The organism is Methylobacterium sp. TK26, from assembly GCF_055361565.1.
In genome coordinates this window covers 3305007-3329630 of the sequence record NZ_CM143965.1, presented here as the reverse complement: position 1 = coordinate 3329630, position 24624 = coordinate 3305007, and the positions used below count along the sequence as shown (strand labels likewise).

Annotated in this window: 26 protein-coding genes; 10 read left to right on the top strand and 16 right to left on the bottom strand. The window is 67.2% G+C overall.

All coding sequences use genetic code 11. From position 1 onward, the window contains the following. The first annotated feature begins 1 nt into the window (after position 1). The 3 genes from ACXJ1Y_RS16140 to ACXJ1Y_RS16130 all read left to right on the top strand — a co-directional run bounded on the left by ACXJ1Y_RS16140 (position 2) and on the right by ACXJ1Y_RS16130 (position 3382). Positions 2 to 694 (top strand): hypothetical protein, encoded by a 693-nt coding sequence (locus tag ACXJ1Y_RS16140; protein WP_463847197.1) that lies wholly within the window; start codon positions 2 to 4, stop codon positions 692 to 694. Between the two features lie 259 nt (positions 695 to 953). After that, the gene (locus ACXJ1Y_RS16135) at positions 954 to 1469 is read left to right on the top strand and encodes a phage virion morphogenesis protein (protein ID WP_463847196.1); all 516 of its coding nucleotides are present in this window, start codon (positions 954 to 956) and stop codon (positions 1467 to 1469) included. A gap of 17 nt (positions 1470 to 1486) precedes the next feature. Beyond that, the gene (locus ACXJ1Y_RS16130; protein WP_463847195.1) at positions 1487 to 3382 is read left to right on the top strand and encodes a hypothetical protein; all 1896 of its coding nucleotides are present in this window, start codon (positions 1487 to 1489) and stop codon (positions 3380 to 3382) included. A 45-nt stretch (positions 3383 to 3427) separates the two neighbouring features. Here ACXJ1Y_RS16130 and ACXJ1Y_RS16125 read toward each other — a convergent pair whose 3' ends face one another. Beyond that, the gene (locus tag ACXJ1Y_RS16125) at positions 3428 to 6052 is read right to left on the bottom strand and encodes a cadherin-like domain-containing protein (RefSeq protein ID WP_463847194.1); all 2625 of its coding nucleotides are present in this window, start codon (positions 6050 to 6052) and stop codon (positions 3428 to 3430) included. A gap of 444 nt (positions 6053 to 6496) precedes the next feature. Between ACXJ1Y_RS16125 and ACXJ1Y_RS16120 the strand changes: the two genes are divergently transcribed. From ACXJ1Y_RS16120 to ACXJ1Y_RS16095, 6 genes are all read left to right on the top strand, one after another. Then, the gene (locus ACXJ1Y_RS16120) at positions 6497 to 6733 is read left to right on the top strand and encodes a hypothetical protein (RefSeq protein ID WP_463847193.1); all 237 of its coding nucleotides are present in this window, start codon (positions 6497 to 6499) and stop codon (positions 6731 to 6733) included. Further along, positions 6730 to 6945, top strand: a complete 216-nt coding sequence (locus ACXJ1Y_RS16115) for a hypothetical protein (protein WP_463847192.1) — start codon at positions 6730 to 6732, stop codon at positions 6943 to 6945. The genes ACXJ1Y_RS16120 and ACXJ1Y_RS16115 overlap by 4 nt, the downstream gene beginning before the upstream one ends. A gap of 361 nt (positions 6946 to 7306) precedes the next feature. After that, positions 7307 to 7747: a hypothetical protein gene (locus tag ACXJ1Y_RS16110; protein WP_463847191.1), complete on the top strand. Its 441-nt coding sequence runs from the start codon at positions 7307 to 7309 to the stop codon at positions 7745 to 7747. A 396-nt stretch (positions 7748 to 8143) separates the two neighbouring features. Then, a complete protein-coding gene (locus tag ACXJ1Y_RS16105; protein WP_463847190.1) occupies positions 8144 to 8392 on the top strand; it encodes a hypothetical protein in 249 nt (82 codons plus the stop codon). A 348-nt stretch (positions 8393 to 8740) separates the two neighbouring features. Then, positions 8741 to 8923 (top strand): DUF3606 domain-containing protein, encoded by a 183-nt coding sequence (locus tag ACXJ1Y_RS16100; protein ID WP_003600567.1) that lies wholly within the window; start codon positions 8741 to 8743, stop codon positions 8921 to 8923. A 441-nt stretch (positions 8924 to 9364) separates the two neighbouring features. Next, positions 9365 to 9730 carry a hypothetical protein gene (locus ACXJ1Y_RS16095; protein WP_463847189.1) on the top strand — a complete coding sequence of 122 codons (366 nt, stop codon included), beginning with the start codon at positions 9365 to 9367 and terminating at the stop codon, positions 9728 to 9730. A gap of 9 nt (positions 9731 to 9739) precedes the next feature. On the opposite strand, the gene ACXJ1Y_RS16090 is transcribed toward ACXJ1Y_RS16095, so the two are convergent. The 14 genes from ACXJ1Y_RS16090 to ACXJ1Y_RS16025 all read right to left on the bottom strand — a co-directional run bounded on the left by ACXJ1Y_RS16090 (position 9740) and on the right by ACXJ1Y_RS16025 (position 21699). Further along, complete coding sequence (locus ACXJ1Y_RS16090; RefSeq protein WP_463847188.1) at positions 9740 to 10438, bottom strand: response regulator transcription factor; 699 nt, start codon at positions 10436 to 10438, stop codon at positions 9740 to 9742. Next, entirely contained in the window at positions 10435 to 10950 is a 516-nt protein-coding gene (locus ACXJ1Y_RS16085; RefSeq protein ID WP_463847187.1) for an MxaH protein, read from the bottom strand. The genes ACXJ1Y_RS16090 and ACXJ1Y_RS16085 overlap by 4 nt, the downstream gene beginning before the upstream one ends. Then, positions 10947 to 11882: a YncE family protein gene (locus tag ACXJ1Y_RS16080; RefSeq protein WP_463847186.1), complete on the bottom strand. Its 936-nt coding sequence runs from the start codon at positions 11880 to 11882 to the stop codon at positions 10947 to 10949. Before ACXJ1Y_RS16080 ends, ACXJ1Y_RS16085 begins: the two co-directional genes overlap by 4 nt. Further along, positions 11879 to 12412: an SRPBCC family protein gene (locus ACXJ1Y_RS16075; RefSeq protein WP_463847185.1), complete on the bottom strand. Its 534-nt coding sequence runs from the start codon at positions 12410 to 12412 to the stop codon at positions 11879 to 11881. Before ACXJ1Y_RS16075 ends, ACXJ1Y_RS16080 begins: the two co-directional genes overlap by 4 nt. Next, on the bottom strand, positions 12409 to 13392 hold the full coding sequence (locus ACXJ1Y_RS16070) for a vWA domain-containing protein (protein ID WP_463847184.1): 984 nt from the start codon (positions 13390 to 13392) through the stop codon (positions 12409 to 12411). The genes ACXJ1Y_RS16075 and ACXJ1Y_RS16070 overlap by 4 nt, the downstream gene beginning before the upstream one ends. Beyond that, on the bottom strand, positions 13389 to 13955 hold the full coding sequence (locus ACXJ1Y_RS16065) for an MxaK protein (protein ID WP_463847183.1): 567 nt from the start codon (positions 13953 to 13955) through the stop codon (positions 13389 to 13391). The genes ACXJ1Y_RS16070 and ACXJ1Y_RS16065 overlap by 4 nt, the downstream gene beginning before the upstream one ends. Beyond that, positions 13952 to 14989: a vWA domain-containing protein gene (locus tag ACXJ1Y_RS16060; RefSeq protein ID WP_463847182.1), complete on the bottom strand. Its 1038-nt coding sequence runs from the start codon at positions 14987 to 14989 to the stop codon at positions 13952 to 13954. Before ACXJ1Y_RS16060 ends, ACXJ1Y_RS16065 begins: the two co-directional genes overlap by 4 nt. A 1-nt stretch (position 14990) precedes the next feature. Next, positions 14991 to 15884, bottom strand: coding sequence for a nonribosomal peptide synthetase MxaA (locus ACXJ1Y_RS16055; RefSeq protein WP_463847181.1), 894 nt, complete (start codon positions 15882 to 15884; stop codon positions 14991 to 14993). A gap of 1 nt (position 15885) precedes the next feature. Continuing rightward, positions 15886 to 16746 (bottom strand): DUF58 domain-containing protein, encoded by an 861-nt coding sequence (locus ACXJ1Y_RS16050; RefSeq protein ID WP_463847180.1) that lies wholly within the window; start codon positions 16744 to 16746, stop codon positions 15886 to 15888. Beyond that, a complete protein-coding gene (locus tag ACXJ1Y_RS16045) occupies positions 16743 to 17774 on the bottom strand; it encodes an AAA family ATPase (RefSeq protein WP_463847179.1) in 1032 nt (343 codons plus the stop codon). Before ACXJ1Y_RS16045 ends, ACXJ1Y_RS16050 begins: the two co-directional genes overlap by 4 nt. A gap of 62 nt (positions 17775 to 17836) precedes the next feature. After that, entirely contained in the window at positions 17837 to 18124 is a 288-nt protein-coding gene (locus ACXJ1Y_RS16040; protein ID WP_463847178.1) for a methanol dehydrogenase [cytochrome c] subunit, read from the bottom strand. A 56-nt stretch (positions 18125 to 18180) separates the two neighbouring features. Further along, positions 18181 to 18774, bottom strand: a complete 594-nt coding sequence (moxG, locus tag ACXJ1Y_RS16035) for a cytochrome c(L), periplasmic (RefSeq protein ID WP_463847177.1) — start codon at positions 18772 to 18774, stop codon at positions 18181 to 18183. A 43-nt stretch (positions 18775 to 18817) separates the two neighbouring features. Next, the gene (gene moxJ / locus ACXJ1Y_RS16030) at positions 18818 to 19726 is read right to left on the bottom strand and encodes a methanol oxidation system protein MoxJ (RefSeq protein WP_463847176.1); all 909 of its coding nucleotides are present in this window, start codon (positions 19724 to 19726) and stop codon (positions 18818 to 18820) included. Positions 19727 to 19809: 83 nt separating this feature from the next. After that, positions 19810 to 21699, bottom strand: a complete 1890-nt coding sequence (locus ACXJ1Y_RS16025; protein ID WP_463847175.1) for a methanol/ethanol family PQQ-dependent dehydrogenase — start codon at positions 21697 to 21699, stop codon at positions 19810 to 19812. A gap of 331 nt (positions 21700 to 22030) precedes the next feature. On the opposite strand from ACXJ1Y_RS16025, the gene ACXJ1Y_RS16020 reads away from it, so the two are divergent. Further along, complete coding sequence (locus ACXJ1Y_RS16020; protein ID WP_463847174.1) at positions 22031 to 22819, top strand: S1 family peptidase; 789 nt, start codon at positions 22031 to 22033, stop codon at positions 22817 to 22819. Positions 22820 to 22866: 47 nt separating this feature from the next. Here ACXJ1Y_RS16020 and ACXJ1Y_RS16015 read toward each other — a convergent pair whose 3' ends face one another. Further along, the gene (locus tag ACXJ1Y_RS16015) at positions 22867 to 24624 is read right to left on the bottom strand and encodes a glycosyltransferase (RefSeq protein ID WP_463850138.1); all 1758 of its coding nucleotides are present in this window, start codon (positions 24622 to 24624) and stop codon (positions 22867 to 22869) included.

Genomic DNA, 24624 nt, shown 5'->3' with positions numbered 1-24624 from the left:
CGTGGCGAAGGCTTCCCTCTCTCTTATCTCGCCGGGCCGCACGCCCGAACGGCAGCGGCTGGCCGATGCCATCCTTGAGCGCGAGCGCCGCGCCGCGCTGGTTCAGGCCAGGAGCGCCGAGAAGGTCGCCCTGATGGAGCAGTATCAGCCGCTCTGGTCGCGGCGGTTCGCGCTTGAGGAAGATCTGAAGTACCGCCGCGCCCCGCCGAGCGATACGGCGCGGCTGGATGCGCTTTTGAGTGGCGAGACGCCCCCGGAAGTCAGCCCGCTTGAGGCGATGCGGGCCGAGCTTGAGAAGGTGAATGGCGAGGTCGCCAGCCTGCGCGAGCAGGAGGGTGTGATCGATAGCGACCTCCGGCTGTTGGAAAGCGCACACAGCATGGCAGCGGACACGGTGCGGGAGGCGGCTGGGGCTGTCATCGTCGCCGAGCCGGCCACGGCGGCAGCGGTCGCTGAGTACGCCAAGCTGAAGACGCAGCTACGGATGCTGGACCGCGCCATCGAAGGTGCCCTGAACGTCCGGTTTCCCGGCGGGGGCACTTCGATGGCCGAGCATCATGTTGTTCGAGGCCTTCCGACCCTGCCGCCCTGTCCATGGCAGGCTGCACGGGACCACTTGGCTTCCGACCCGGATGCCCTGCTCCCCATGCCGGAGGATGTCTTCGCCGAAGCGCCGTCGCTCTCGGCTGCCTGATGCCGCGCGATCACCGCCCCGTTCTCAGCGGTAAGCGGGTCGGCCGTGCAGCGAGTGCGGGGGCTTCAGGGCTTCACCCCGCGCGGCGCCCAGCTACCGGATGGCGCTCTCCAAGTAACCGGCAGCACTGGATGAGGCTCGCATCCTATCGGGTCGGCGTCCTGATCATGGCCCCCGGCGCAGTTCGTGCCGGGGGCATCCTATCGAGGCGCAAGGTTCGGCATAACTGCTCGTCGTCCCCAAAATTGAGAACGCCCTGATGGCAAAGCCGCGCAGCCTCGCCGAGGCGGTTCAGAATATTGACCGGGTGCTGAAGTTCGCCGTTCGGCAAAAGGTGCTGGTCGGCATTCCGGCCGAGAAGGCAGGACGAAGCGGCGGCGCCATCGATAATGCCACGCTGGGCTACATCCACGAGTACGGCGCACCCGAAGCCAACATTCCGGCGCGGCCCTTCCTGGGTCCCGGCATGGAGAAGTCTGAGGCGATGATCATCGCCGAGCTTCGGCGTTCCGCAGAGAAGGCCCTAGGTCTCGCCGCCGAGGGTGACGTGTCGGCTGGTAAGGCCGCCTTGACCGATGGCATGCACCGCATCGGCCTGAAGGCCGCGACCACCGTGCAATCTCAGATCACCGCCGGTCTCGCGCCACCGCTTGCCGAGCGCACCGTCTACGCCCGGCTGCACCGCAAGAAGAACCGGCGGAGCGGGCCGGACATGAAGCCCCTGATCGATACGGCGCAATTTCTCCGCTCAATCACCTACGTCATCCGCAACTGATCCGAACGGCCACAATCATGTCGCACGAGGTACTGAGAGAACTGCTGGTTGCAGTTGGTTTTAAGACCGACGAGAGCAGCTATAAGCGCGCCACGACATTGATGGCCGGCGTCGAGAAGCAGCTTGTCTCCAACGACAAGGCTTCGCGCGAGCGTGATGCCGGCGAGAAGGCCCGCGTTGCCGCCCAAACCCTCCGCGCCGCTGAAGTCGCCTCCTCGCTTCGCATGGTCGGCGTCGCCGTCGCGGGCTTCGCCACCGTAGCCGGCGCTGCGATGGGCGCCCTTGCCGTCGCGATCAAGAACAGCATCGGGGAGTTCGACCGGCTTTATTACATCTCGGGCCGCTCAGGCGCTTCGGTCAACAATCTCAAGGCGCTGGGCTACGCCTTTGCGCAGACCGGCAGTTCCGCCGAGGCCGCGCTTCAATCCGTAGACAACTTCGCCCGCGCGCGCCGCGCCAATCCCGGCATCGACGGGCTACTTCGCAGCTACGGGATCAGCACGGAGGGCGACAGCAGCGAGGTTCTGTCCAACGCGCTGGACGCCATCACGAAGCGCCATCCGCAGTACACCGCGCAGCAAGTCGGTGGTCTGCTCGGCATCTCCCCCGACGAGGTGGATCACTGGATCCGCTACCGGAAAGAGATCGCGGAGTTCAACAAGCAATACAAGGACCTTCAGCGCACCTTCGGTGTGAACGGCGGGGAGATGGCCCGCGCCTCCACGTCGATCAGCCGTGCGATGGGCGAGTTCAGCGCCGTCCTTGAGGTGCTGAAGGACAAGCTCGTGTCGTTCTTCCTGCCCGCCATTGAGGCGGTCGCGAAGGGCATGACCGACCTCCTGAAGATCCTCACGAACGAGGAGAACGTCGCCGCCTTCGCGTCCTACTTCGACAAGCCTATCGCCGCGATCAAGGAGATGGTGCGGTGGGTGAAGGCGCTCTACGATCAGTTCGTGATCCTGTTCGAGTATGTTCGCAACAGCCCCATCGGGAAGCTGCTCGGCGGGATCAATCCGGGATACTTCCGAGAGAAATTCCTGGACTTCATCACGCCATCGTCGGCGCAGGCAGCGACAAACGACGAGGGTGATACCACTGCCTCGCAGAGCAAGCCCGGCATCGTCCAGCGCGGTGTGAACGCGGTAAAGCGCGCCCTCGGCCTCGGCGGCGGGGCCACGGACGGCATGCAGGCCCGCGCGCCAGAAGCGGCAGGCAAGTACCGGCCCGTCTACGCGCTCTCGGACGCAGACCTGAGCCAGCGCACGGCGGACATCATTGCAGGCGAGGCTATCCGCAGGAACCCCGAGAGCATTGATGCCGTCATCAACAACATGATGAACCGGGTCGGCTCGAAGGGCTGGGGGCCGAGCAAGAACCTTCTGCAGGTTGCGACGGCACCGGGTCAGTATGAGGCGGCGTGGAAGGGCTCGAAGGCCAACCCAGCTGAGACAGAGTTCATCCGGTCCCGCATCCGCGCCATCGCTTCGGGCGGGGTGCCCGACAACACCAGTGGCTCGAACGCCTATCGCGCCGGGAGCTATCGTGGGCCGTGGTATCAGAAGCATCGGGACGCGCCTGTCATCGGCGGCAATCGCTTCGCCTATGAACCCGGCGCTGCAAACGGGCCCTACGCACCGTACCGTGACCCCAAGCCGGATGCGCTACAGCAGCCGGCAGCGCCTCGCTTCAGCACGATGCCAAGCACATTCAACGCGGACGATTATCTCCGTTCGCAGCCGATGGGTTCAACCTCCACCAGCAACGACAACAGCCGCACAGTCTCTCAGAACAACCCTGTGACGGTGAACATCAACGGGACGAGCGATCCGCAGGCGACGGCCTCGGCCGTGACGCGTGGCGTTGGGCAGGCGCATGACATGAGCTTGCGGAACGTGCAGACGGCGATCCGCTGAGCCAATTTGCGGCTGGCACGGCGTACCCGTGCCAGCCGCCGTTCCTCAGGCGAGGTGGCGTCCCTCGTTCGCTCCGAACTGAAGGTAGTGCTGCAGCGGGTCGAGATGGGCCGCCGCGACGTCTGGATTAGCGGCGAGGTAGGCGCTGGTGTCGAACGCTGCGGAGGGATCGCGGCCTTCCTTCCACCCGTACTGGTCGTAATGGGTCAGCGGGTTGAGATGCGCGGCCGCCACGTCCGGGTTGTGGGCGAGGTAGTAGGCCGAGTCGAAGTAGGCGTCAGCTGCACGCCCCTCCTGAGCACCGTAGGACTGATAATGCTGGTAGGCGAAGTTGAAGGTGTCTCCACCGGAGGCGAGCGCGGCCTTAGCGATGTCGGGGTTGGCAAGCAGGTAGTACTCAGCGTCGAAGGAGCCGTGGGTGAAGTCGGCGGCTTTGCCGATGGCGGCGTAGGCTTGGCGTCCCTCGGCCTGCCCGAATTGCAGGTAGTGGAGTAGTGGGTCGATCCCGGCGGCTTTCACGTCGGCATTGTGCGTGAGGTACTGCTCGTTGTCGAAGCCGGCGGACGGGTCGCGGCCCTCCTTCCAGCCATACTGATCGTAATGGCTAAGAGGGTTCAGGCCGGCCTTGGCCACGTCGGTATTGGCAGCGAGGTAGCCATTGGTAGAGAAGAAGGCACTTGGATCCCGGCCCTTCTGCCATCCCGATGAATTGTAATCAGTCGTGGGGTCGATGTGCGAATTGAATACATCATGATTTTTTAAGTTATAAAATAGATTATCTACTAGAGCCGCGGATCCAGTATTTTGATCAATCGTTCCGTCATTAAAGACGAAATGAGATCCGCCGGAAAATGAAATAGATGCAAAAGTAGCAGAGATGTCTTGCGCTCCGACATTGAAAAGCGACGTTGTTCCACCGCTGAAGGAACTCATTACATCGTTGACACCAAAATGGAAATTAATGGTATCGTTACTTACGCTAGCAGGTATCCTTAAGGTGTTAGTTCCCGCATTATCTGTTGCAGAAATAAAGTAATCATGGGTACCCGACGGGACTGAAAAACTTGTCGCCCAACTCTTCGAAGAGCCAGTATTGCCGCCAGCAATCGCATAGCGCGCGCCAATATCTGAACCTTTATCAAGAACATGGATTGCCAATTCAGGGACATTGTCCGCTGTTCCAATTACTCTGATGTTGGTCCCTGCTTTGGCAATGGAAATGACTTCGCTTGCGAAGAGAACCGTGGGTGGCTTTGCTTCGACAGTTACATCCAGGCTTGCAGTGGAGCTACCACCGTGGCCGTTATCTACCGTTATGTTGAAGACATCGTGTACTAGGGAAGTCGACGCGCTAGAAAGAGAACTGAAATTATCAGCTTTATAGGAGTACGATCCATCGCCGTTTACGGTGATATGGCCATAGGTTCCTGCTAACGACTGCCCAACTGTTCCCCCGGCAATGCTAGAGATCTTCAGTGAGTAGCCATTGGGATCTGTATCACCAGACAGAAGGCCGGTGCCGGATTGGCCGCCAGTGCCCTGAGTGATGCCCCCTACGGCCACGAGCGCCTTCGCATTGATGACCATTGGCGGCGCAATGGAAGCTGAATAGTAATAGCCGTTGTAATTTGTGTCTCCGTAAAGGCCAATGATTTTATTCCCGCCAATTATACCAATGGAGTATGAAAAGGCAGAACCTGGATAGTCGATTGTCGTGAACGCGCCTGCGTCGTCAACAAAGGCATGCGGTCTATTATTAGAGTCATTGTATGTCCCCAGGATTTGACCGGTGGACGTTATTCCAGTCACTCGTGTATAGGATACCCCGGACATATCGATGGTAGTGGAAATACCATTTGTATTTATAAAACCGTGAGTTTTGCCGCTGTTGTCCGAATAACTGCCATAAACTTGTCCAGAATTTGATACACCAGCAATTGAGGTATATGTTGCATTTGAGATGTCATAACTCGAGAATGAACCGTTGCCGTAGACGAAGCTATGATTTGCACCCGTATTGTCAATATAATTTCCATATATCTTCCCAGCAGCGTTGATGCCGCTGACATATGTGCTTTTAACTCCGGAAAGATTGAAGTCGCTGGTGATTCCGTTACTATAAACATACGATTTCAGGTTTGACGAAGCGTCTTGATATACGCCCGCAACCTGTCCCGCATCACTTATACCATAAGAATAGAAGTTCTTTGCGCCGTTGATGCTGATTTTGCTAGCGGCACCGTTTGTCGAGATGAAAGCGTTATAATTTACGCCGTCGAAATAACGACCCGCTACTTGGCCTGAAGCGTTTACTCCATTTATATCGATGTTAGTTCCGCCTAAGGGATTAATCGTCGTTATAGTGCCATTGACTATAACATACCCGCCGTGAGTCGATCCATCGTAATAATCGCCGTAAATCTGCCCGGAACTGCCAATTCCATTTATGGTATAGTTCTGCCATGTAGGCTGATACTGGCCAAAAGAAGCGTAATTATAAATTGTCACAATGAGCCCCCACCGATCACAATCTTTAACTATTTGGTCGCCGAGCGCGTTGGTCCTGTTGCTTGACGCCCAGCTAATGCCTGATGGCAAACCATAACGATTTTTTTTCGTCAGGATTGTGCAGTGCTGCGGATTTCGCGCGGTGTAGCAGTATCGCAACATACGGTACTGCGTTTGCGGATCTGGTCCACGCCCGTACTGAGTTCGCTGGTTCGCGGCAGGGCTTAATTAAGAGCTAAATGAGCGCGAACTCTCCATCCCGAACCGCAGCGCCGACGGAGGAGATCAGTTTGCTCCTTCAGGGTCTTCTCGGTGCCGCACGTAACCCTGGCCGGTGAGCCAGTCGGTAAGGGCGTAGCGGATTGCTTCCGGCCGAGAGGGCTTGGGGTCGGGTTGTGCAGCGATCCATGCATCGAGTGGAGCAACCTGCGCTGGCTGCAATCTAACCTGCACGGGTATGCCGACACCGGTGGCCGGGCGGCCGCGAGATTTCTTGGATGCAGGAATTGACGGCCGCATAATTTGATGCAACCATAAAATACGAGCTGAGGCAAGGCTGCAACCTAACCTCAGCTCTAACCACCAACCGCACCGGGAGTGCTGTTCATGGCTATTCACCACCTTACACCGCCCATTCGCGGCGGTGAACGCCTGCGCTTGCCTTCCGCACAGACTGGACCGGTCACGCAGGCCATCCGCGCGATGCGGACGCCAAGTTGGCATCTGCATGCTGACTACATCGGCGAGTTGCGCCGCCGGATCGCCGAGCGGATCAAAGCCGACATCGCCCTGCTCGACGCGCTCGATGCGCAGCGCCTCTCCGACAACGGGAGGTGCGCATGAAGCCGCATCCCGCGCATTCGATCCTGAGTGGCATGGAGAACGACTTGCTCGCCATCCGCCGCTGGGCAGCCGTGCTAGATCACCTTGGTTGCAGTCCGCACGCCGTTCAGCCGGAGGAACTCTATGTTCTGGCCGGTGCGATCCGGAACCTCGGGCTCAGCCTCGAAGGCGATTGGAAGGACGCGACGGACGCGCTGAGGCGCGAGCAATGAACGCCTTTGATCGTCGCGGCTTTCTCCGCAGCCTCGTCTCGCTCCCGCTGATCGGCGGTGGCGTGACACTCATTGGCGCCCCGTCTGCCGTGGCGGAGCCGGTCACGCCTCGCCTACTGCGCGAGTATCACGACTGGCTCATGTTCGAACGCAGTAGCCTTATCCGGGAGATGGAGGCGGGCAACCCGACGCGCTTTGGGCCGGACTGCGCTCTCGGCAGTGCCTACCGCTGGCATCGCGCACACGGCGAGCTTCGCCCAGACAGCGAGGGGCGGATGATGGGCGACGGGGTGTCATTCCCATCGACCCGCGCCGCACTCGTACTCAGCACGGTCGGCTGCGATTGGCGGGAGGGCTCAGCATGTCCGTGAACGCCTCAACCCGCCGCGCCGCGCTCGGCGCTATCCTCGCCGCTCCGTTGGCGTCTGGGCCGGTCCTTGCCGCTGCTGCGAGTTCTTCGCTCACCAATCTGATCGCGCGGTACGAACGGTTCGACGCACTCTTGCAGGCCGAAACTGAGAAGCTCGACAAGGCACGCTGGCAATTCCGCAACGACTATCACGACAGGCTGATCGGCATCTGCGGGGCGCTGCGCAGCCGGATATGCCTTCACCCGGTCGCGACCATGGCGGACATCATGTTGAAGGTCCGAGCCTACGGGCTTTCGCAGCCCTACGACGACGGGCGCGAGGAACTGACGGCGAACCTCAAGGACCGGGACGGGCATGCCTACCTGGACGACGTGGCGCTCGCCATCGTCGTTGATCTGATCGGACTAAGGGATGGTCGGCAATGCGCCTGATCCTCTCCCTCCTCGCAGTCGCGCAGATCCGTCTCGCCCGGCACGACCTTATGCGATCCGACCTACTGTTGCGGGACGCAGATGAAGCCTTCGCCCGATCCAGGCGACGGGTGGATCTCGCCAATGACCTCGCCCGGCGGGCGGGGTTCAAAGAGGCGGGTGGCTGAAGGTCCTGACGCCCGCGTCTTCCACCCTCAAGGGGAGAGGGTTTGGTGGGGCCATTGGACGACGCGGGCGGTTGAGGTGGGTCTCAACGCCTCAATCGTAAGAAGGGGATGCGACCGGCCGGTTAACGGATCAATTGGCCAGCGCTCTCTTTCTGGCTGCCAATGCCGACCTCGGCTGCCGCGTGGAGCGTTGGCCGTCGATAGCCTCACCTGTGCAGCGGAGCCACACATGAACGCGAACGATCCCGAACCCGTGGACGACTTCACCCGCCTGCACGCGAAAATGTCGGCCTTGGAGATCGTGCTTGGCGTCCTGATCGGCCGCTTGGCTGAGGAGAACCCCGAAATTCGGGAGGACGTGAAGCGCGACGTCGCCGTGATCCTCGGCGACCTTCCAATCGATGGACCGAGCGAAGAGCTGATTGCTGCCGAGGTGAAACGAGCAGCGGACGTGCTGACCAGCGTCTCGATTGGGTGAAGCATTCACGCCAGTGAATGCGATGCCTCGACGGGAGCAGTTCGCTCGTGTTCGCCAATACTTGCCCTATCCACGTGGGTTGCGATGTGGGTAGCACGATGAGCGAAGGAGCTAAGTATGAGCCAGAGAACGATAATTTCGGATAGATCGGCGGACCCCCTCTCCGCCAGTTTACTGTGCTAAGCGCTTGCTGAGATTGACCTTTTAGGTTTGGACCGCGAGCCAAGCCTACTGTACAACCCACGATTTTAAACGGCTTGTACCGGTTGTCACCGGACTGCGATGGACAGTGCGGCCTCGTGTGCGCAAGCGCTGAACGGCGTGTCGGCAACCCAACAAGGACCCTCCATGGCCGGTCTGAAGGACAAGCGCGGCTTCATCGATAAGGACCGACTCGATCTGTCGGAACGCAAGGCGGTCGAGTTCTGGATGAAGCGGTGGGGCGTCACCCAGGACCAGCTTACGGCCGCTCATCGGAAGGTTGGCCGGATGACCAAGGATATCGCCGCCGAATTGGGCAAGAAGCGTTAGCGGCTTGCTTGCCGCTATGGGATCGCTCGGGAGGAGGTGTTGGCGAGGGCAAAGCCGTCGCGAACTCCTCGCAGGCCGATCTTGGCATCACGGTCACGCGGCGACCCGGTGAATCGGCTGAGGGATGGGAAGGAGTTGCGCGGACGCCGATCAGAAGAGGCGATGCCGTTGCCGTTCTGCGTCACCGCGATATCGATTGATGGGTCGCCTCTGGCCCGGCGTTGCTACCAAGTGCCAAATCACTCAGTCGAAGCCGGTTAAACTATTATTGCAATCTTTGCCGATCCTGCCTTATAGAAGATATTCAACGTTCGAAAAGACAGATACGATATAATCCTAGAATGATCTGGGATATTTCGGTCGGGCAGGCATATTTTTTGGCAAAGAGCGGCGGGATAGTTCGGCATGGGCGTGAATGACCGGGAAAGCAGGGCTAGGCTTATGAACACGAAGCGGACCCTCACCAGGGCCATGGCGGCTCTCGCTTTGTCGGTCTGCGGATCGGCCGGCTGGGCCGAGGACGCCCCCTCACCCTCTCCGCAGGCGACGAACGCGGCCAAGCTCGCGGGGCTGATCGGCTTCGTGAACCTGTCCTGCGAGACGCTGCGCACCGACGGGGAGCGATTCCGGCGGGCAATCCAGTCGATGGGCGTCGATCCGGCGGATCTCGATCGTGACGCCCTGATGCTGCAGGCGCGGTCCTACCTCGCGGCCTATCAGAAGGACGTGCCGGGCAGCTGTGCCCGCGCGGTGGAGCTGTTCGGGCAATCGGGCCGGATCATCCCCGGCATCGTCCTTCCCCGCTGAAGACGCCCCTCAGCGGTCCGGGAAGCCGGACCGCGCCCCCGGCTGGGACAGCGCGATGTGGATGAGCTCCGCGAGGCTCCCCGCGCCGAGCTTCACGCGCATGGCCGACGTGGTGCTCACGACGCTGCGATAGTGCAACGCCAGGATGCGGGCGATCTCGGTGTAGGTCTTGCCCTTGCCGAGCAGGGACAGGATCTGGAGCTCTCGCGCGTTCAGGCGCGACAGCGGCGAGCGGTCGGTGGCGAGATCGAGGATCGCGATGTGGGTGGCGATGGCGTGGGGCAGGTAGCTCCGGCCCGCCCGCACCGCGTCGAGGGCTTCGAGGAAGACCGCGACGGAGGTGTCCTTCATCACGAAGCCCAGCGCCCCGGATTGCAGCACGCGGGCCGCGATGACGGGGTCGTCGTACATGCTGAAGGCGAGGATGCGGGTCGCCGGCTCCAGCGCCCGGATCCGGCGGATCAGCGACAGGCCCGACAGCCCGTCCTCCCCGAAGGACAGATCCGTCACCACGAGGCCCGGCCGGTGCCGGTGGAAGGCCCGGTACCCGGAGACGATGTCGCCCGCCTCGAACACGTCCTCGATCCCCTCCATCTCGGCGAGCTGGCGGAAGCCCTGGAGCACGACCGGATGGTCGTCCACGATCAGGATTCCCTCGCGCACCGGGGGCGCCTTCCGGCGCGGGGCGATGTCGAGCCCGGCGCTCACGGGGCGCTCCGGGTGAGGGGCCTCACCTCGTTCGCGGAGAGTTCGGCGAGCGCCGCCGCATGGCCGAGGCCCCGGTTGCGGATGTTGAAGTAGTGCTGGCACATCTCGCCGTAGAGGCTCTTGTGCCGGCCGCGCGCGGCGGCGACCTGCCCGAGCCCGTCGAGCAGGCTGCCGTAGCCCTCGCCGATTCCGATCTCCCCCAGCATCTGGCCGAGTTGCACCGTGCGGTTGGCGATCATGCGCCGGTCCTCCACGAAGCCTCCGGCGGCGCGGGCGAGGCTCGCGCCCATCGCCTGGACCGGGGCCGCATCCCCGGCGAGGGGATGCCCCGCCTCGCGGCCGGCGAGCCAGCGGGCCGGGTCGGTCCCGTCCTGGGGTGTGAGCCAGGGGGCGAGGTCGGTCTCGGAGGTGCGCGCCACCACCGTGTGCTCCGTCTTCGCATCCTCCTCGGCGCGATCGCAGGCGGCCAGCGGCGTCAGCAGGGCCAGGGCGGACAGGAGGACACTCCTCATCGTGACGCCTCCGGCGCGCGGGGCACCACGGCGAGGCTGCGCGGCCCCTCGGCCACGGGAATGCGGCGCGTCTCGCGCAAGGTGGCGAGATCGATCACGGAGACGTCGTCCGAGAACCAGTTCGCGACGTAGGCGAAGCCGCCGAGGATCGCCACCCCCTCCGGGTAATGGCCGACCGGCACCGTCGCCGTCACCGCGAGGGCGGCGGCATCGATGACCGAGACCTTGGCCGCGTGCTGGTCGCTGACGAGCACCCGTGCGCCGTCCGGGGTGACGGCGACGCCGTAGGGGCTCGCCCCCGCCGCCACCGTCGCCAGGACGCGGCCCGCGGCCGTGTCGATCACCGTCACGTCGTTGCTGCGCACGTTCGCGACGTAGAGGCGGGCGCGCGCCGGATCGGCGGCGAGGGCGAAGGGCCCGTCTCCCACGGGAAAGCCGCCGACGCGGCGCATGGCGCGGGTGTCGATCACGCCGACCGACCGGCCTTCCCGCTCGGCGACGTAGAGGCGGCCCGGCGGCCCGAGGACGAGATGGGCCGGATCGGGGCCGGTGGCCGCCTCGCCCTCAACGGCGCCGTCGGCGGACAGGGCGATCACCCGGTTGCCGGACCAGTCGCCGACATAGATCCGCCGTCCATCCGGCTCGACGGCGAGGCCGAAGGGCTGGGCCTCCAATGGCAGGCTGCGCACGGACCCGTCCGGCGCGACCACCGAGATCGCCTTCCCGTCCGGGTGGCTGAGATACAGGCGCCCGTCCGCATCCGCCGCCACGACGGCCGGCGCGGGCGCCACGGGCCGGGCGGCCGACCCCGCGCCGGCCTCGATCCGCGTCAGCCGGGCCGCCTGCTGGCTCGCGACGAACAGGCCCTCGCCCGCCGCCGGCCAGGCCGCCAGCAGGGCGAGGAGGCCGATGAGGCGCGCGCCGCCGGTCATGGCGTCGGCCCGCCCTCCAGCTTGGCCTTCAGGCCCTTCAGGCCATCGCCGACATAGCGGTTCATCGCCGCGCGGCCGGCTTCGTCGCTCAGGGTCTCCGGCGGCTCGTTGCCCGTGTCGCCCCGGTAGAAGCGGCCCATCCACTCCACCCTGGAACCGTCGCCGTCAGGCGTGACGGTCAGCGTCGCGGAATAGGAGGAGACCGGCAGCGCCGTCAGGTCCGGGTCGGACATCCGGTAGGAATAGGTGCGCTCCGGCCCCTTCCACTCGTCGAGCCCTTCGACCAGGGTGCCGCCGGCCTTGAGCGTCACCTTGCGCGTGGCGCCCTCGGCGTTGCCGCCCGTCGCCTCGGCTTTGGCCACATCGGGATGCCACGCGGCGATGCCGCCGAAATCGCCGACGACCTTCCAGACCGCGTCGGGCTTCGCCTTGATCGTCACCGTCCCGGCCACCTTCTGCGGCGTCGGGCCGTGGGCCAGGGCGGTGCCCGCGCTCAGGAACAGGGCCAAGGTCGCCAGGGTACGGATCATCGCGGTCTCGCTGAGGGGGTGAGGGAGGGCGGCAGGCCGGCGCAGAAGGTGGCGAGCACCAGGGCCAGCGCCAGGGCGCCGAGGATGGGGCGCGGGTCGAGGGAGCCTGCCAGGGCGCGGGGCGTCACCGCCGCGCGGACGGGGGCGTCGAGGCCGCCCGGCCCGTCGAGATGGGCGTAGGCGAGGCCCGCCGCCCCGGCGAGGCGCTGCAGGTAGGGTTCGCGGACGGACGACAGATGCTCGCTGCCCCGTGCGGCGGCGGCGCCGAAGGGGGCGTTGCGCGGGTTGTAGCCCTCGCGGCCCTCGGCATCGCCCGGGGGCGGGCCGAAGCGGTTCTCCTGCGCCACGTCGGCCTCGCCGAAGAACCCCTTCTCCCGGCCGCGTTCGTCGTAGCGGGGGATCGGCGACAGGGTGTAGCCGCCCGCGCCGACGATGAGCCCGCGCACCGCCCCCGGCTGACCGTCGAAGGCGGGGGGCTCGCCGCCGGGCAGGGGCGGCGTCTCCTGGCCGTCGGTGACGAAGACGAGGTCGGTGCCGAGGCCGGCGGCCATCGCGATCGCCCGGTGGAGGCCGGCGGCGATGCGGCTGTCGCCCTCCCAGGCCATGCGCCAGTCGAGGGCGGCGAGGGCCCCGTCGAGGGGGGCGAAATCCGCGCAGGTCTCGATGGGCGCGAACAGCAGGAAGGGCCGCCGCTCGGTGAAGAGCCCCAGGGCCACCCGCGAGCCGCAGGGCAGGTCGGCCACCAGCCGCCGGAGCGCCGCCTTGCCCGTATCGAGGCGGCTCACCGGCCTGCCGTCCCGCGCGTAGTCGCGGACATTCATCGACCCGGTGATGTCCACCACGATCAGGATCTCGGCGCCGCTGCGCGTGACCGGGAGCGCCGGCGCGACCAGGGCGGCGAGCGTCAGGACGAGGGCCAGCGCCAGGGCGAGGAAGCGCCAGCCGCGCAGGTTGCGGGCGAGGGGCAGGGCGAGACTCACGGCCCGCCCCGCGGCTGGCCGGGAATGTCGGTCCAGATCGTCTTCGGCTCCGATTGGAGTTCGTCGCCGTCGGTGCGGTTCATCTCCGGGTAGTCGCGGATCAGGCGCGACGCGACGTCGAGGTTGAACTTGGCGTCCCAGAAATCGGGACGCTCGCGCAGCGCCCGGCGGTAATCCTGGCGGGCGAGGGTCACGAGCGGCCCGGCCTTGTCCAATTCGCCCCGGGCGAGGAGGCCGAAGGCGTCGCGCATCCGGGCGTTGGCGAGGGCATAGCGGGCGCGGGCGAGGTCCCCCCGGTCATCGCCACCTTGCAGGCCCGCCAGCAGCGGCTCGGCCTCGTCCAACCGTCCGCGCTTGGCGAGGAAGGCGATCCGCGCGGCGAGCAGAGGCGGCGCGGCACCGGAGGCGACCTCCGCGTCGGTGCCGGCTTCGAGGGCGGCGATGGTCCGGTTCGCCCGGTCCAAGCGCCACGCCTGGACGCCGAAGGCGGCGGCGAGGCCGAGCAGCAGCACGGGCAGCGCCAAAAGCAGGCTCGGGCGCAGGCGGGCGAGGCGGTGCCTCATGCCGCCCTCCGCGCCGGCTCGTCCGCGGCCTTCGCCGCCCGGCGGGCCGAGACATCCGCCTCCGCCAGCGCCGCGAGCGCCAGCAGGAGAAGGCCGAGCGCCGCCACGCCGTGGGCCCACCCGGTGAGGTCGTGGCGCGGGCGGATCTCCGTGTAGGGGATGGGATCGCGTTCCAGGCTCTCGATCTGCGCGATGGCGTCGGCCACCGCCTGCGGACCCTCGGCCTCGAAGGCGCGGTAGGGGATGTGCAGGCTCCGGAAGAACAGGTCGAGATGGCGCTCGGGGGCGGCCTGGGGCGTGTCCTCGCCCTCGGGCCGGTCGTGGATCGAGGGCGAGCCCTTGGTGCGCAGGAACAGCCAGTAGAGGTTCGGCCGCACCCTGGCGAACTCGGCGCGGAGCTGGTCCTGCACCCGCGGGTCGATCACCGCCGCCCCGTCCGAGACGAACAGCAGCACCCGCGAGATGCCCCGGTCCATCCCGAACTGCGACAGGGCCATGGCGAGGCCGCGGGCGACGTTGGTGTAGTCGAGGCCGGGCCGGTCGATGGCCGCGATGGCCGCCCGCACGGCGTCGTGGCGGTCGGTCATCGGCAGGACGAGCATCGGCGCGGTCGAGAAGGCCGTCACGGCGAAGAGGTCGTGCGCCCGCTCCCCGACGAAGCCCGAGAGCAGGCGCCGCGAGGCCGCCGCCTTGGATTCCTCCAGTCCCGAGGGCTGCTTGCCGGCGAAGGTCTCGTTCATGCTGCCCGAGCGGTCGATCAGCATCGAGACCTGCGCGCCGATGCCGGTGCGCGTGGTCCGCTCCCCCGCCCGGTAGGGCCCGGACAGCCCCACCACGAGCCCGCCGAGGGCGGCGATCCCCGAGACGGTCAGCGACACGCCGATCCAGCGGGAGAGGGGGTCGCCCGGTGCCGCCGCGATGGCGGGCACGGCCCGGCGGCGCCGCCCGGAGGCGACGAGGGGCAGCAGGGCGAGCGGCAGCAGCCACAGCGCCCACGGGGTCGCGACGCCGTAGGGGGCGAGGAAGGCCGGCATGTCAGGTGGCCCTCTCGGCGGCGGCGAGGCGGCGCAGGGCCGCCTGCATCTCGGGCCAGGGCCAGACCTCCCGCGCCGCCTGCACCTCGCGGCCGAAGAAGGCCCGGCGGGACGCCTCGAAGAAGCGGCGCAGCGCCTCCCCTTCTCCCCGGAAGGCCGGGTGACGGTCGAGGAAGGCCGGCAGGTCGTCGGCGAGGAGCCGTCGCCCGTCCGTCTCGTCGAGGCTGCGGTGGATCAGGCGCAGGCCGTCCCGGTAGCCTTCCCCGTCGGTCCCCGCGAGCCGGCGCAGGCGCCGGGCGGCGCGGGCGAAGGGGCGGCCCCTCCGGCGGCCGAACCACGCCCGGTCGTAGGCGAGGACGCCGAGGGCCAGGAGGCCGAGACCGGCCAGGGCGAGCGCCGCCGCGGCGGCCGGCTCCGGGTCGATCCGGCGCGGGGGGCCATCCGGCTGCAGGTAGTCGGCCGGGTCGTCGCGCTTCTCCGGCTGGACCTCGCGCAGGGGCGACACGCCGAAGGACCAGGGCGGGATCTCCGCCCGCGCCGTCGTGGTCCCGCCGGGGTTCTCGTCCGCGAGGGCGATGGTGAGGCCCGGCACGTCGAGCCGCCGCGCGTCGAGGGCGGCGTAGAAGGTCTGATAGGTCAGGCGCAGGCGGAGGCCGCCCGGCCGGCGCTCGACGGCGACGTCGCGCAGGTCGAGCCAATAGGTGACGGGGCCGGGCTTCGGCAGCGAGGCCCGCTGCACGGTGAAGCCGGGCTCCAGGGCGATGTCGGCCTGGGCCTGCAACAGGTCGCCGAGGACATAGCCGAAGCTCCTCGGCACGCGCACCTCGACGGAGCGCACCTGCGCGACCGCCGCGCCGGCCTGGAGGATCAGGAACAGGATCGCGAGGACGCGCATCTCAACCCGTCAGCAGGTGGCGGCTCAGCGCCTGCGCATCGAACCGGTCGATGAGGGCGAAGGGCCGGCGGGCGCCCGACGCGGCGGCGATGGCCGCGAGCGCCTCGCGTCGCTCCCGCTCGCGGGCGATCCAGCGGCGGCGCAGGGACGGCCGCAGGAGCACGAGCCGGCGCCCGGCCCCTTCGGAATCTTCCAGTTCGGCGAGCCCCCATGGCGGAAGCCCCTCGTCCTCCGCGCTGTCGGCGAGGAGCACCGGCACCGTGTCGTGCAGCGCCAGGGCAGAGAACACCCGGCGGATCAGGTCCGCAGGCCAGCGGAAATCCGACACGACGAAGACCATCTTGGGCCGTCCGAGGAGGCTGTGGGCCCCCGCGACCATCCCCTCGGCGCTCCCGTCCCGGCAGGGGGCGCCCGCGAGCCGGCCCGCGAGGGTCCGGGCGGCGCTGCGGTGGCGGGTCGCCGGCAGGGTGAGGTCGGCGCGGATCGCCCCGTCGGCGGCGATCAGCCCGAACCCGTCGCCGATCCGCGTCGCGGAGGCCGCGAGGCCCGCGCAGAGTTCGGCCGCCAGGGCCAAGCGGTCGGCCTCGCCCCGGTCGCGCATGGAGGCCGAGAGATCGACGAGGGCGTAGATCTCCACCGGCACGCGGGTCTCGAAGCGGCGGACATGCACGCCCTCGAACGGGTCGCGCAGGGTGGCGCGGATGTCGATCCGCCGGGCATCCGGCAGGCTGAGGAACGGCACCTGATCCCGGAACGGGCCGAGCCCGCCCGCATCCCGCCCGCGATGGGCGCCGGGGCGGCTCCCCCGCGGGCGCCAGCGGGGCCGGTAGACGATCTCGGCGGAAGGCGGGCCGTCGCTCATGGGGCGGGCACCGTGTCGAACACCGCCCGGCACAGGGCCGGCACGATCTCGGCCCGGCGCATCTCGTGGACCGGTTCGAGGAAGATCCGGTGGGCCATCACCTCGGGGAAGACCGCGCGGATATCCTCCGGCACGAGCCAGTCGCGGCCCTCCAGCCACGCGCGGACCCGGGCGGCGCGCACGAGGAAGGCGAGGCCGCGGGGCGAGGCGCCCCCCTGCACGAGGTGCTCCATGGCGATCCCGGGCAGGCGGATGCCGGCCTCCGCCGGGCGCAGCAGCGCGTCCCAGAGGGCGACGACGTAGGTCTCGATCTCCGGGGCCGCCGCGACCGCGTGCTGGATGGCGCTCGCGATGCCGCCGATGCTCCGGTGGTCGAGCACGGCCGGGGCCACCTCCGCGATCAGCCGGTCGGTGTCGTGGAAGCGCGGATCGAAGGCCAGCGCCCGGCGGGTCTGCCCATCGCGGGGCGCCTCCATGCCGATCTCCATCAGGAACCGGTCGCGGGCGGCGGCGGGGAGTTCGAAGGTCTCCTCGCGCTCGACGCGGTTGCGGTCGGCGAAGACCTGGAGGGTGGGGAAGTGCCATTCGCGCTCGAAGGCCGTCACCGTCCGCTCGGCCATGAGGCGCAGGAGCAGCGCGTGGACCTGCGGCCGGGCGCGGTTGATCTCGTTGAAGAAGAAGACCGACAGGTCCTCCGCCTGCCGCAGCACCGGGCCGGGCTCCACCCGGGGGCGCCCGTCCGCGCCGAGGAAGGTGTGGTAGATCAGGTCGGTCGGCATCAGGTCGACCGTGCCCTCGATCCGCTCGTAGGCGCCGCCCAGGACGCGGGCCACGGCCCGCAGCAGCGTCGTCTTGCCGGTGCCGACATCGCCCTCCAGCATGACGTGGCCCCGGGCGAAGATCGCGATCGTAACGAGGCGGATGGCGCGGGCTTGGCCCACCACCGCCTTGGCGATCTCGGCCTCGAACCGGCCCGCCGCCTCGCGCCAGTCGGTCAGCATCGCGTCGCCGGGGCGCGGAGGATTCATGGTTGGCTCGGTTGATGGACGACGGGGCGGGCATGGGCCGGAGCTGCCCATGCCCGTGACGCTCAGTTCGTGATCTTGGCGACGTCGTATTCGAACTTGCCGGTCTTCTTGAAATTCTCGACGCGTTTCTTGTTGCGCTCCTCCATCTGCTTGATGGAGTCCGCCTGCTTCGAGATTTCCCTGGGGTCGTGCTTCGGGTCGTATTTCGATCCCGCGACCTTCTCCGGGAAGCCGGGCTTCGGCTCCCAGCAATTGCCCGGCGCCTTGCAGGTTTGTCCGTCATAGGCGAGCGCCGGGCCCGCGAAGGCCGCTCCCGCGAACAGCATGGCCACCATCACCGTCTTGCGCATCTGCCGTCTCCTCGCTTCCTCGCCCCTCGAACCGGGGCCGTTCCTCGCTGGACCGCTCATTCCGCCAGGGGCTTGCACTGGCCGGGCGTGTCCTTGGCGAAGTGCTCGCCTTCCTTGAACGGCGTGTAGGTCTTCTTCTGCTCGTCGTTCAGCCAGAGGGCATCCTTGACCGGGCCGGTGTAGAGATGCCGGATCCAGGCGATCACCTGCAGCATCTCGTCCGGGTTCAGGTCTTCGTTGTGCGGACCCATCATGCCGTTGGCCCCGCCCCAGAGGGTCGAGAACAGGCCGACATCTTCGGTGTTGGCCGGATAGGTCCAGTAATTGTCGTTGAGGCCCGGCCCGACCTTGCCCTCGGCGAGGTGGCCGTGACACCCGGAGCAGGAGGTGAGGTACAGGCTCTCGCCGTTGCGCAGGCAGGACTTGTCGCCGATGTAGGTGTTCTGGCCGGTCTGGAAGAACGTCTTCACGGCCGGCGTATCCCGTCCGCCGGGCTTTCCTTCGGCCGTGTCCATCGCCTCGCCGGTGATGGTGTTGCGGAAGACGAGGCCGCCCTGCGGCCCGGCCTGCGGCTGGGCGAGCACCGCGCCCGCCGCCACCGCCGCGCCGAGGCCGAGGGCCGCCGTGAGAAATCGCTTGGATCCGATCATACGAAGACTTCACATCTCTCTTGAGAGAACCGCCGGGGCGGGTTCAGTTGGTGGCGGCGACCGGCACGCCGTCCTGCTTCAGGATGGCGTCAATCCGCGGCTTCGCCTTCGCGATGCCGGCATCGAGGGCGTCCTTCAGGGCGGCGTCGTCCTTGCGCACGCCCATCGACTGGTCGAAATCCTGCGGCATCGTCCGGCCGTCGCTCGTCACCGTGTCGTTCGGGACGGGGGCCATGCGCAGGGGCACGGCGGAGTCCTTCACGTAGCGGGCGATGTCGGGGGCGAAGGCCACGCCCACCGCCGCCTTGCCCTGCGCCACCTCGCTGACGAGGCGGCCGGGGTCGATCTGCGTGTACTGGTTGCGCGGGGCGCGGAAGCCGACCAGCGAGTAGAGGTAGGCCATGTCCTCCTCGTAGCGGCCGATATCCTTGAGCATCGCCTCGCCGGGGGAGCCGAACGGCACCACCATGTGGTCGATGGTCTTGAGGCGCGGGTCCTTCCAGGAGGCGATGTCGAGGCCGCTGTCGGCCTTCGTCAGGAAGACGTAGCCGGCGCGGTAATAGGGCTTGGTGGTGAGGACGCGCGGGTCGTCGCTGTCGAGGCCGACGACCACGTCGCAGAGGCGCTTCTCCAGCCCGTCGCGGACGAGATAGATCGCGGGCTTCGCGAGCCAGACGAAGACGGGCTTGCGGCCCATCCCCTCGGCCACCGCCACCGCGATGCGGTTCTCGAGGCCGGTCCCGTCCTTCATCGACAGGGGCGGCTGCTTCTCGGAGGCGCAGATCCGCAGGATCGAGGGGTCGGCGGCCGGCGCCGCCGGGGCCTTCGCGGCGTCGGACTGGACGGCCTGGGCCTCCGACTCCTGGGCGCGCGATGGGCCGGGCAGGGCCGTGAGGGCGAGGAGGGCGGCGGCACAGGTCGCCGCGCGAAGAAGTCCGCCGAGGAGCGGCATGGGCGTCTATCCCTGATGATGGTCGGGTAATCGGCACACCGGAAGCCTCGCCGGCTGTCGCGCCGGCGAGGTCGAGGGTCGCGTTACTTGTTGGCCGCCTGCTGGTACTCGCCGACGTTCGGGTCGTCGTAGGGACCCTTGCCGTCGAGCGAGAACACGATCACGCCGCCGCCCATCTGGGTGTAGTTGGCGAGCTTCTTGAACGCCCCCACCGCGCCGAGGCCGGCGGTCGGGTCCTGAAGGTCGAAGACGAGGCCCACCCCCGGCCAGCCGCCGACGCCGTAATTGATGGCGACGAATTGCTGGCCCTTGTGGCTGTAGGTGATCGGGTAGCCGATCGCCCCCGAGGGAAGCTTGAACTTCCAGAGCAGGTCGCCGTTGTCGGAGTCCCGCGCCTTGATGAAGCCGTCGAGCGTCCCGTAGAGCACGATGTTCCCGGCGGTGGCGGTGGTGCCGCCCCAGACCGCGAAGCGCTCCATCTTCTCCCAGTTGAACTTGCCGGTGATGGCGTTGTAGCTCTTGATCTGGCCGAGACCTTCGTAGTTCTGCCTGTCACCCTTCGGCCCGGGATACATGTTCAGCGTCGCGCCGACGAAGAACTGACCCGCCCGGTAGGGCAGCATGAAGGGCTCCCAATCCATGCAGATGTGGTTGATGCCCATGTAGAAGGCCTGACGCTTCGGATCGTACGAATCGTGGCCCTGGTTGTGGTAGCCCATCGCCGAGGGGCAGATGTCCTTGGCGAGGTGGTCCATCCGGGTGCCGTATTCCGGGTCGCGGACCGGGGTGCCGGACTTCAGGTCGACCGACTTGAACACGTTGACCGTGTCGTCGATCTTGTTGGCCGAGACGAGGGAGCCGTCCGTCCGATCGAGGGTGTAGACGATGCCGTTGCGGTCCGGGTGGGTGAGGAGCTTCCTCATCTTCCCGTCCTTGTCCTTCTGCTCGGACAGCATCATCACGTTGACGCCGGCATAGTCCCACTCGTCGTGCGGCGTCTTCTGGTAGCCGAAATGGGCCTGGCCGGTGTCGGCGTCACGGCCGAAGATGGTCATGGTCCACTTGTTGTCGCCCGGCCGCATGGTCTCGTTCCACGGCGCCGGGTTGCCGGTGCCGAAGTAGATCATGTTCGTGCCGGGGTCGTAGGCGTACCAGCCCCAGTTGGTGCCGCCGCCGATCTTCCAGGCGTCGCCCTCCCAGGTCGTCGTGCCGAGGTTCTTCTGGCCGTAATGGGCGTTCTTGATGTTGAAGTCGTCAGCCAGCAGCAGGTCCTGGTCCGGGCCGGTGGCGTAGGCGCGCCAGACCTGCGCGCCGGTCTTCACGTCGTAGGCGGTCAGGTAGCCGCGCACGCCGAGTTCGGCGCCCGAGGAGCCGACGATCACCTTGTCCTTCACCACGTAGGGGGCGATGGTCAGGGTCGAGCCGACCTTGATGTCGGAATTCTCGATCTTCCACACCGTCTCGCCCGTCTGGGCGTTCAGCGCCGCGACGTGGCCGTCGAGCTGGGTCTTCAGGATCAGCGGCGGGGTCTTGCCGTCGCCCGGCCAATAGGCCAGCCCGCGATTGACGAGGTCGCAGCAGGCCACCGACCGCGCGGCCGGGTTCTGCTTCGGCTTGTCCTGCCACAGGATGTGGCCCGGATCGTCGAGATCGAGGGCGAAGGTGTAGTTCGGGAACGAGGTGTGGACGTACATCTTGCCGTCCACGACCAGCGGCGCCCCCTCGTGGCCATTGAGCAGGCCGGTGGAGAAGGTCCAGGCGGGCCGCAGCTGCTTGACGTTCGACTTGTTGATCTGCGTCAGCTCGCTGTAATTGTTCGAATCGTAGTTCTTGCCGGGCATCACCCAGTTGTCTTCGCTCTTGGCAAGCTCGTTCAGCTTGTCGTTGGCGAAGGCGGCTCCGGCGAGGCCGAGCGGTGCGACCGCGACCATCGCCAGCACCGACGCCGAGCGCGAAAGTTGTCCCAATCTCATTGTGCATCTCCTCGCCGGGCCGCCGCGCCTTGTGGCCTCGCGGCTGATGGTTGTGCGATGCAAGATCAACCGAAAGTCGATCCCATCGATCGGCCGTCCGACACAAGAGATTGACGTCGTCTATCTCTTATAAAAGACTTATTACGACCGCTATCGCTTGTTATTTTTACAGAGGTGCAGCGGCGATTGTCTCTAGGATCTCGGTTATTTGTTGTCGGGATGAATCGGCAACCGGCGTTGGATAGTGTGGAATTCTTCTGGATTGCTTGACGGGACGATCCGCGGCGCTCACTTCTGTGGCCGGGTCGGCGGAGATCGAGACGGAGGCGGGATGGGACGCGGGCGGGCGTGGCACCTGTGCCTCCTGGCTGTGCCGCTCTGGGGTGGGGCGGGTCTCGCGACCGCCGCGCTCTACCCTCACGACGGCCGCCGCGACCTGACCGGGGATGACCTCGCCCGCTACAGGGGCGCGGGGGTGCTCTGGTGCCGCCGGCCGGACGGCGTGCCGCAGAAGGCGGCGGCGGCGTGGCTGGTGGCGGACCCGTCGGTGGTCGTGCTCAACGCGCACAATTTCCGCGATCGGCGCCTGGAGCAGACGCGGCCGGTGGCCGACTGTTACTTCCAGATCGGCGGGCGCAACTACGAATTCGTGCCCGACAGTCTTCGGCTCGGGACGGCCCCGGATGCCCGCGCGCTGCACATCACGGACGATTGGGCGATCCTGCGCCTCGCCAGTCCGGCCGATGCCGTCGCGCAACCCCTGCCCGAACCGCCGGACCTGCCGACCGGCGAGGTCTCCATACGGGTGACGATGGTCTCGCCGGCCGGACACGAGAATTATCGCGGCCCGAGCAGCCTGGAGCATTGCACGATCCGGCGCATCGACCCGCCGGGCGAGGATGCGATCCGGCGCGCCCGCCACGATTGCAACGACGGCTATGGCGGGTCCGGCTCGGGCCTGTTCGACGAGGCGGGCCGCCTGATCGCGATGCAGAGCGCGTCCTCCGTGATGAACGCGAAACACGGGTTCGACCCGGAGTTCCACCACGGCTCGGCCCTGCTCTTCGAAGGGCGGCTCGTCGACGCGCTGAAGTCTCTCACCCGGCCCCGGCCAGAGTGAGAGGGGGCCCGCAAGACCGATGAGCCGGGCCCGCGACCGGCTCCTCGTCATGCGAGGGCGGGCGATTCCCCGACGACGCTCCGCATGTCGTCCAGAATCCGCTCGGCGGCGGCCGCTGCGGACAGGTGAGAGGTGTCGATGAGAGGAAGACCGAGCTCGTCCGCCAAGCGCCGGTAAGTCTGGATCCGTTCGGCGCTCATGCGCTCGCGTGCGTGGACATCGCCGCGCGCGATCATGCGCGCCACGGTCGTGGGCCGATCCGCCCAGCACATGACCGTGTACGGGTGGGGCGCCCAGCCGGCCCGGTAGGCGGGCGAGAGGAGTTGGGACGCGGTGAACCAGTGGCGGTCGAAGACCACGGGGCCGTCGGGAGCGTGTCGCAGGGCGAGGGCCACGGCCGCATGCGCGACGGCATCGGCCAGGGCGTGCTCGCCCCGCTCGGCCAGCAGGACCATGAGGCCGCCGATCTGGCCGCCGAAGGGATTGAGGACCGTCGCCCCGATCCGCTGCGCGACCTCCCGGGCGATGCTGGACTTGCCGGAACCGTCGAGCCCGTCGAGGACGAGGGCGATGCGCGAGGCCTGCTCGGCCTTTTCCTGCGCCCGGCTGCGCGTCGAGGGATAGAGGCGTCCCTCGCGGCGTCCATGTTCGAGGTAGTGCAGGATGCCCTGCCACGGGCGCCCGAACAGGTCCGCGAGATCCGCGTGGAGACCGATGTACCCGAGAGGGTCGAAGTCCCCCGGCGCAGGCCCGTGCGCGACGGCGAGGTCCTCGATGCGTTTGGTGGCCCAGGCCGGACCGGTCCCGTCGGCGAGCCCGTCGCGGATCGCCGCCAGGAGATCGGCCGTGTAGGTCTCCCAGCTGAGGCTGCGGATGCGGGCGCGCCCGGCACCCGCGCATCGGGCGGCCCGGTCGGGATCGGCGCGCAGGCTTCGGACGGCCGCTGCGATGGCCGGGCCCGTGGCCGTGGGGAGGACCTGCGCGGTGACATCGTGCTCGGCGAAGGCCAGGGTGCCGTGCGGGGTCGTGACGAGGGGCGTTCCGCAGGCCATGGCTTCGGCGGCGGGGTTGCACCAGCCCGCCTGAGGCTCGGCGCTGCAGAACACGTCGAGGCCGGCGTAGAAGGCGGCAAGCTCCTCTCCGAACAGGGGCCCGTGCCGGACGATCCGCCCCGATGCCAGAAGGTCGTCCGGCGGCGCCGGTTCGCGGGGGTCGGGCCGGCCGAACCAGTGGAGTTCCCAATCGTCGCCGAGGTCGCGCAGGGCGCCGACCAGGGCGACCGGATTCTTGTTCGCGATGGCGCCGAGGCGGTTCCGCCCGGTGCGGGGAGGACGGACTACGGGGGGCGCGAACAGGGTCGCGTCGACCCCGCCCACGACCCGGCGGAACGGACGGCCGAACGCCGCGAGATCCGCTTCCGGCCAATGCGCATTGTTGACGAGGATGAGGTCGGGCTCGAAAGCCCGCGTCACGCGCTCATAGGCGTCACGGCGGCCGGGGCCGTTCAGAAAATGCTGGACGCGGAGACCCAGGCGGGGGTGGCGCAGGCTCGCGAAGCGCGCCACGACGGCGTCGGGAAAGCCGCCGCCCGGGACCATCACGGCATCCCAGTTCTCGTCCAGCGCGGCCTCGCGCGACAAGGACCGGAGCGCACTCGCGAAGCCGGCCGGGCGATCCTCGCCCCCCTCGCCGAACCTCAGGAAGGCGAGTTCGCCGCCCCAGCGTGCCAGGACCTGCCCGACGCGCTCGAACCGCATCAACCCTCCCGTGAGGGCCAGATGATCGCAGGCCACCAACAGACGCAT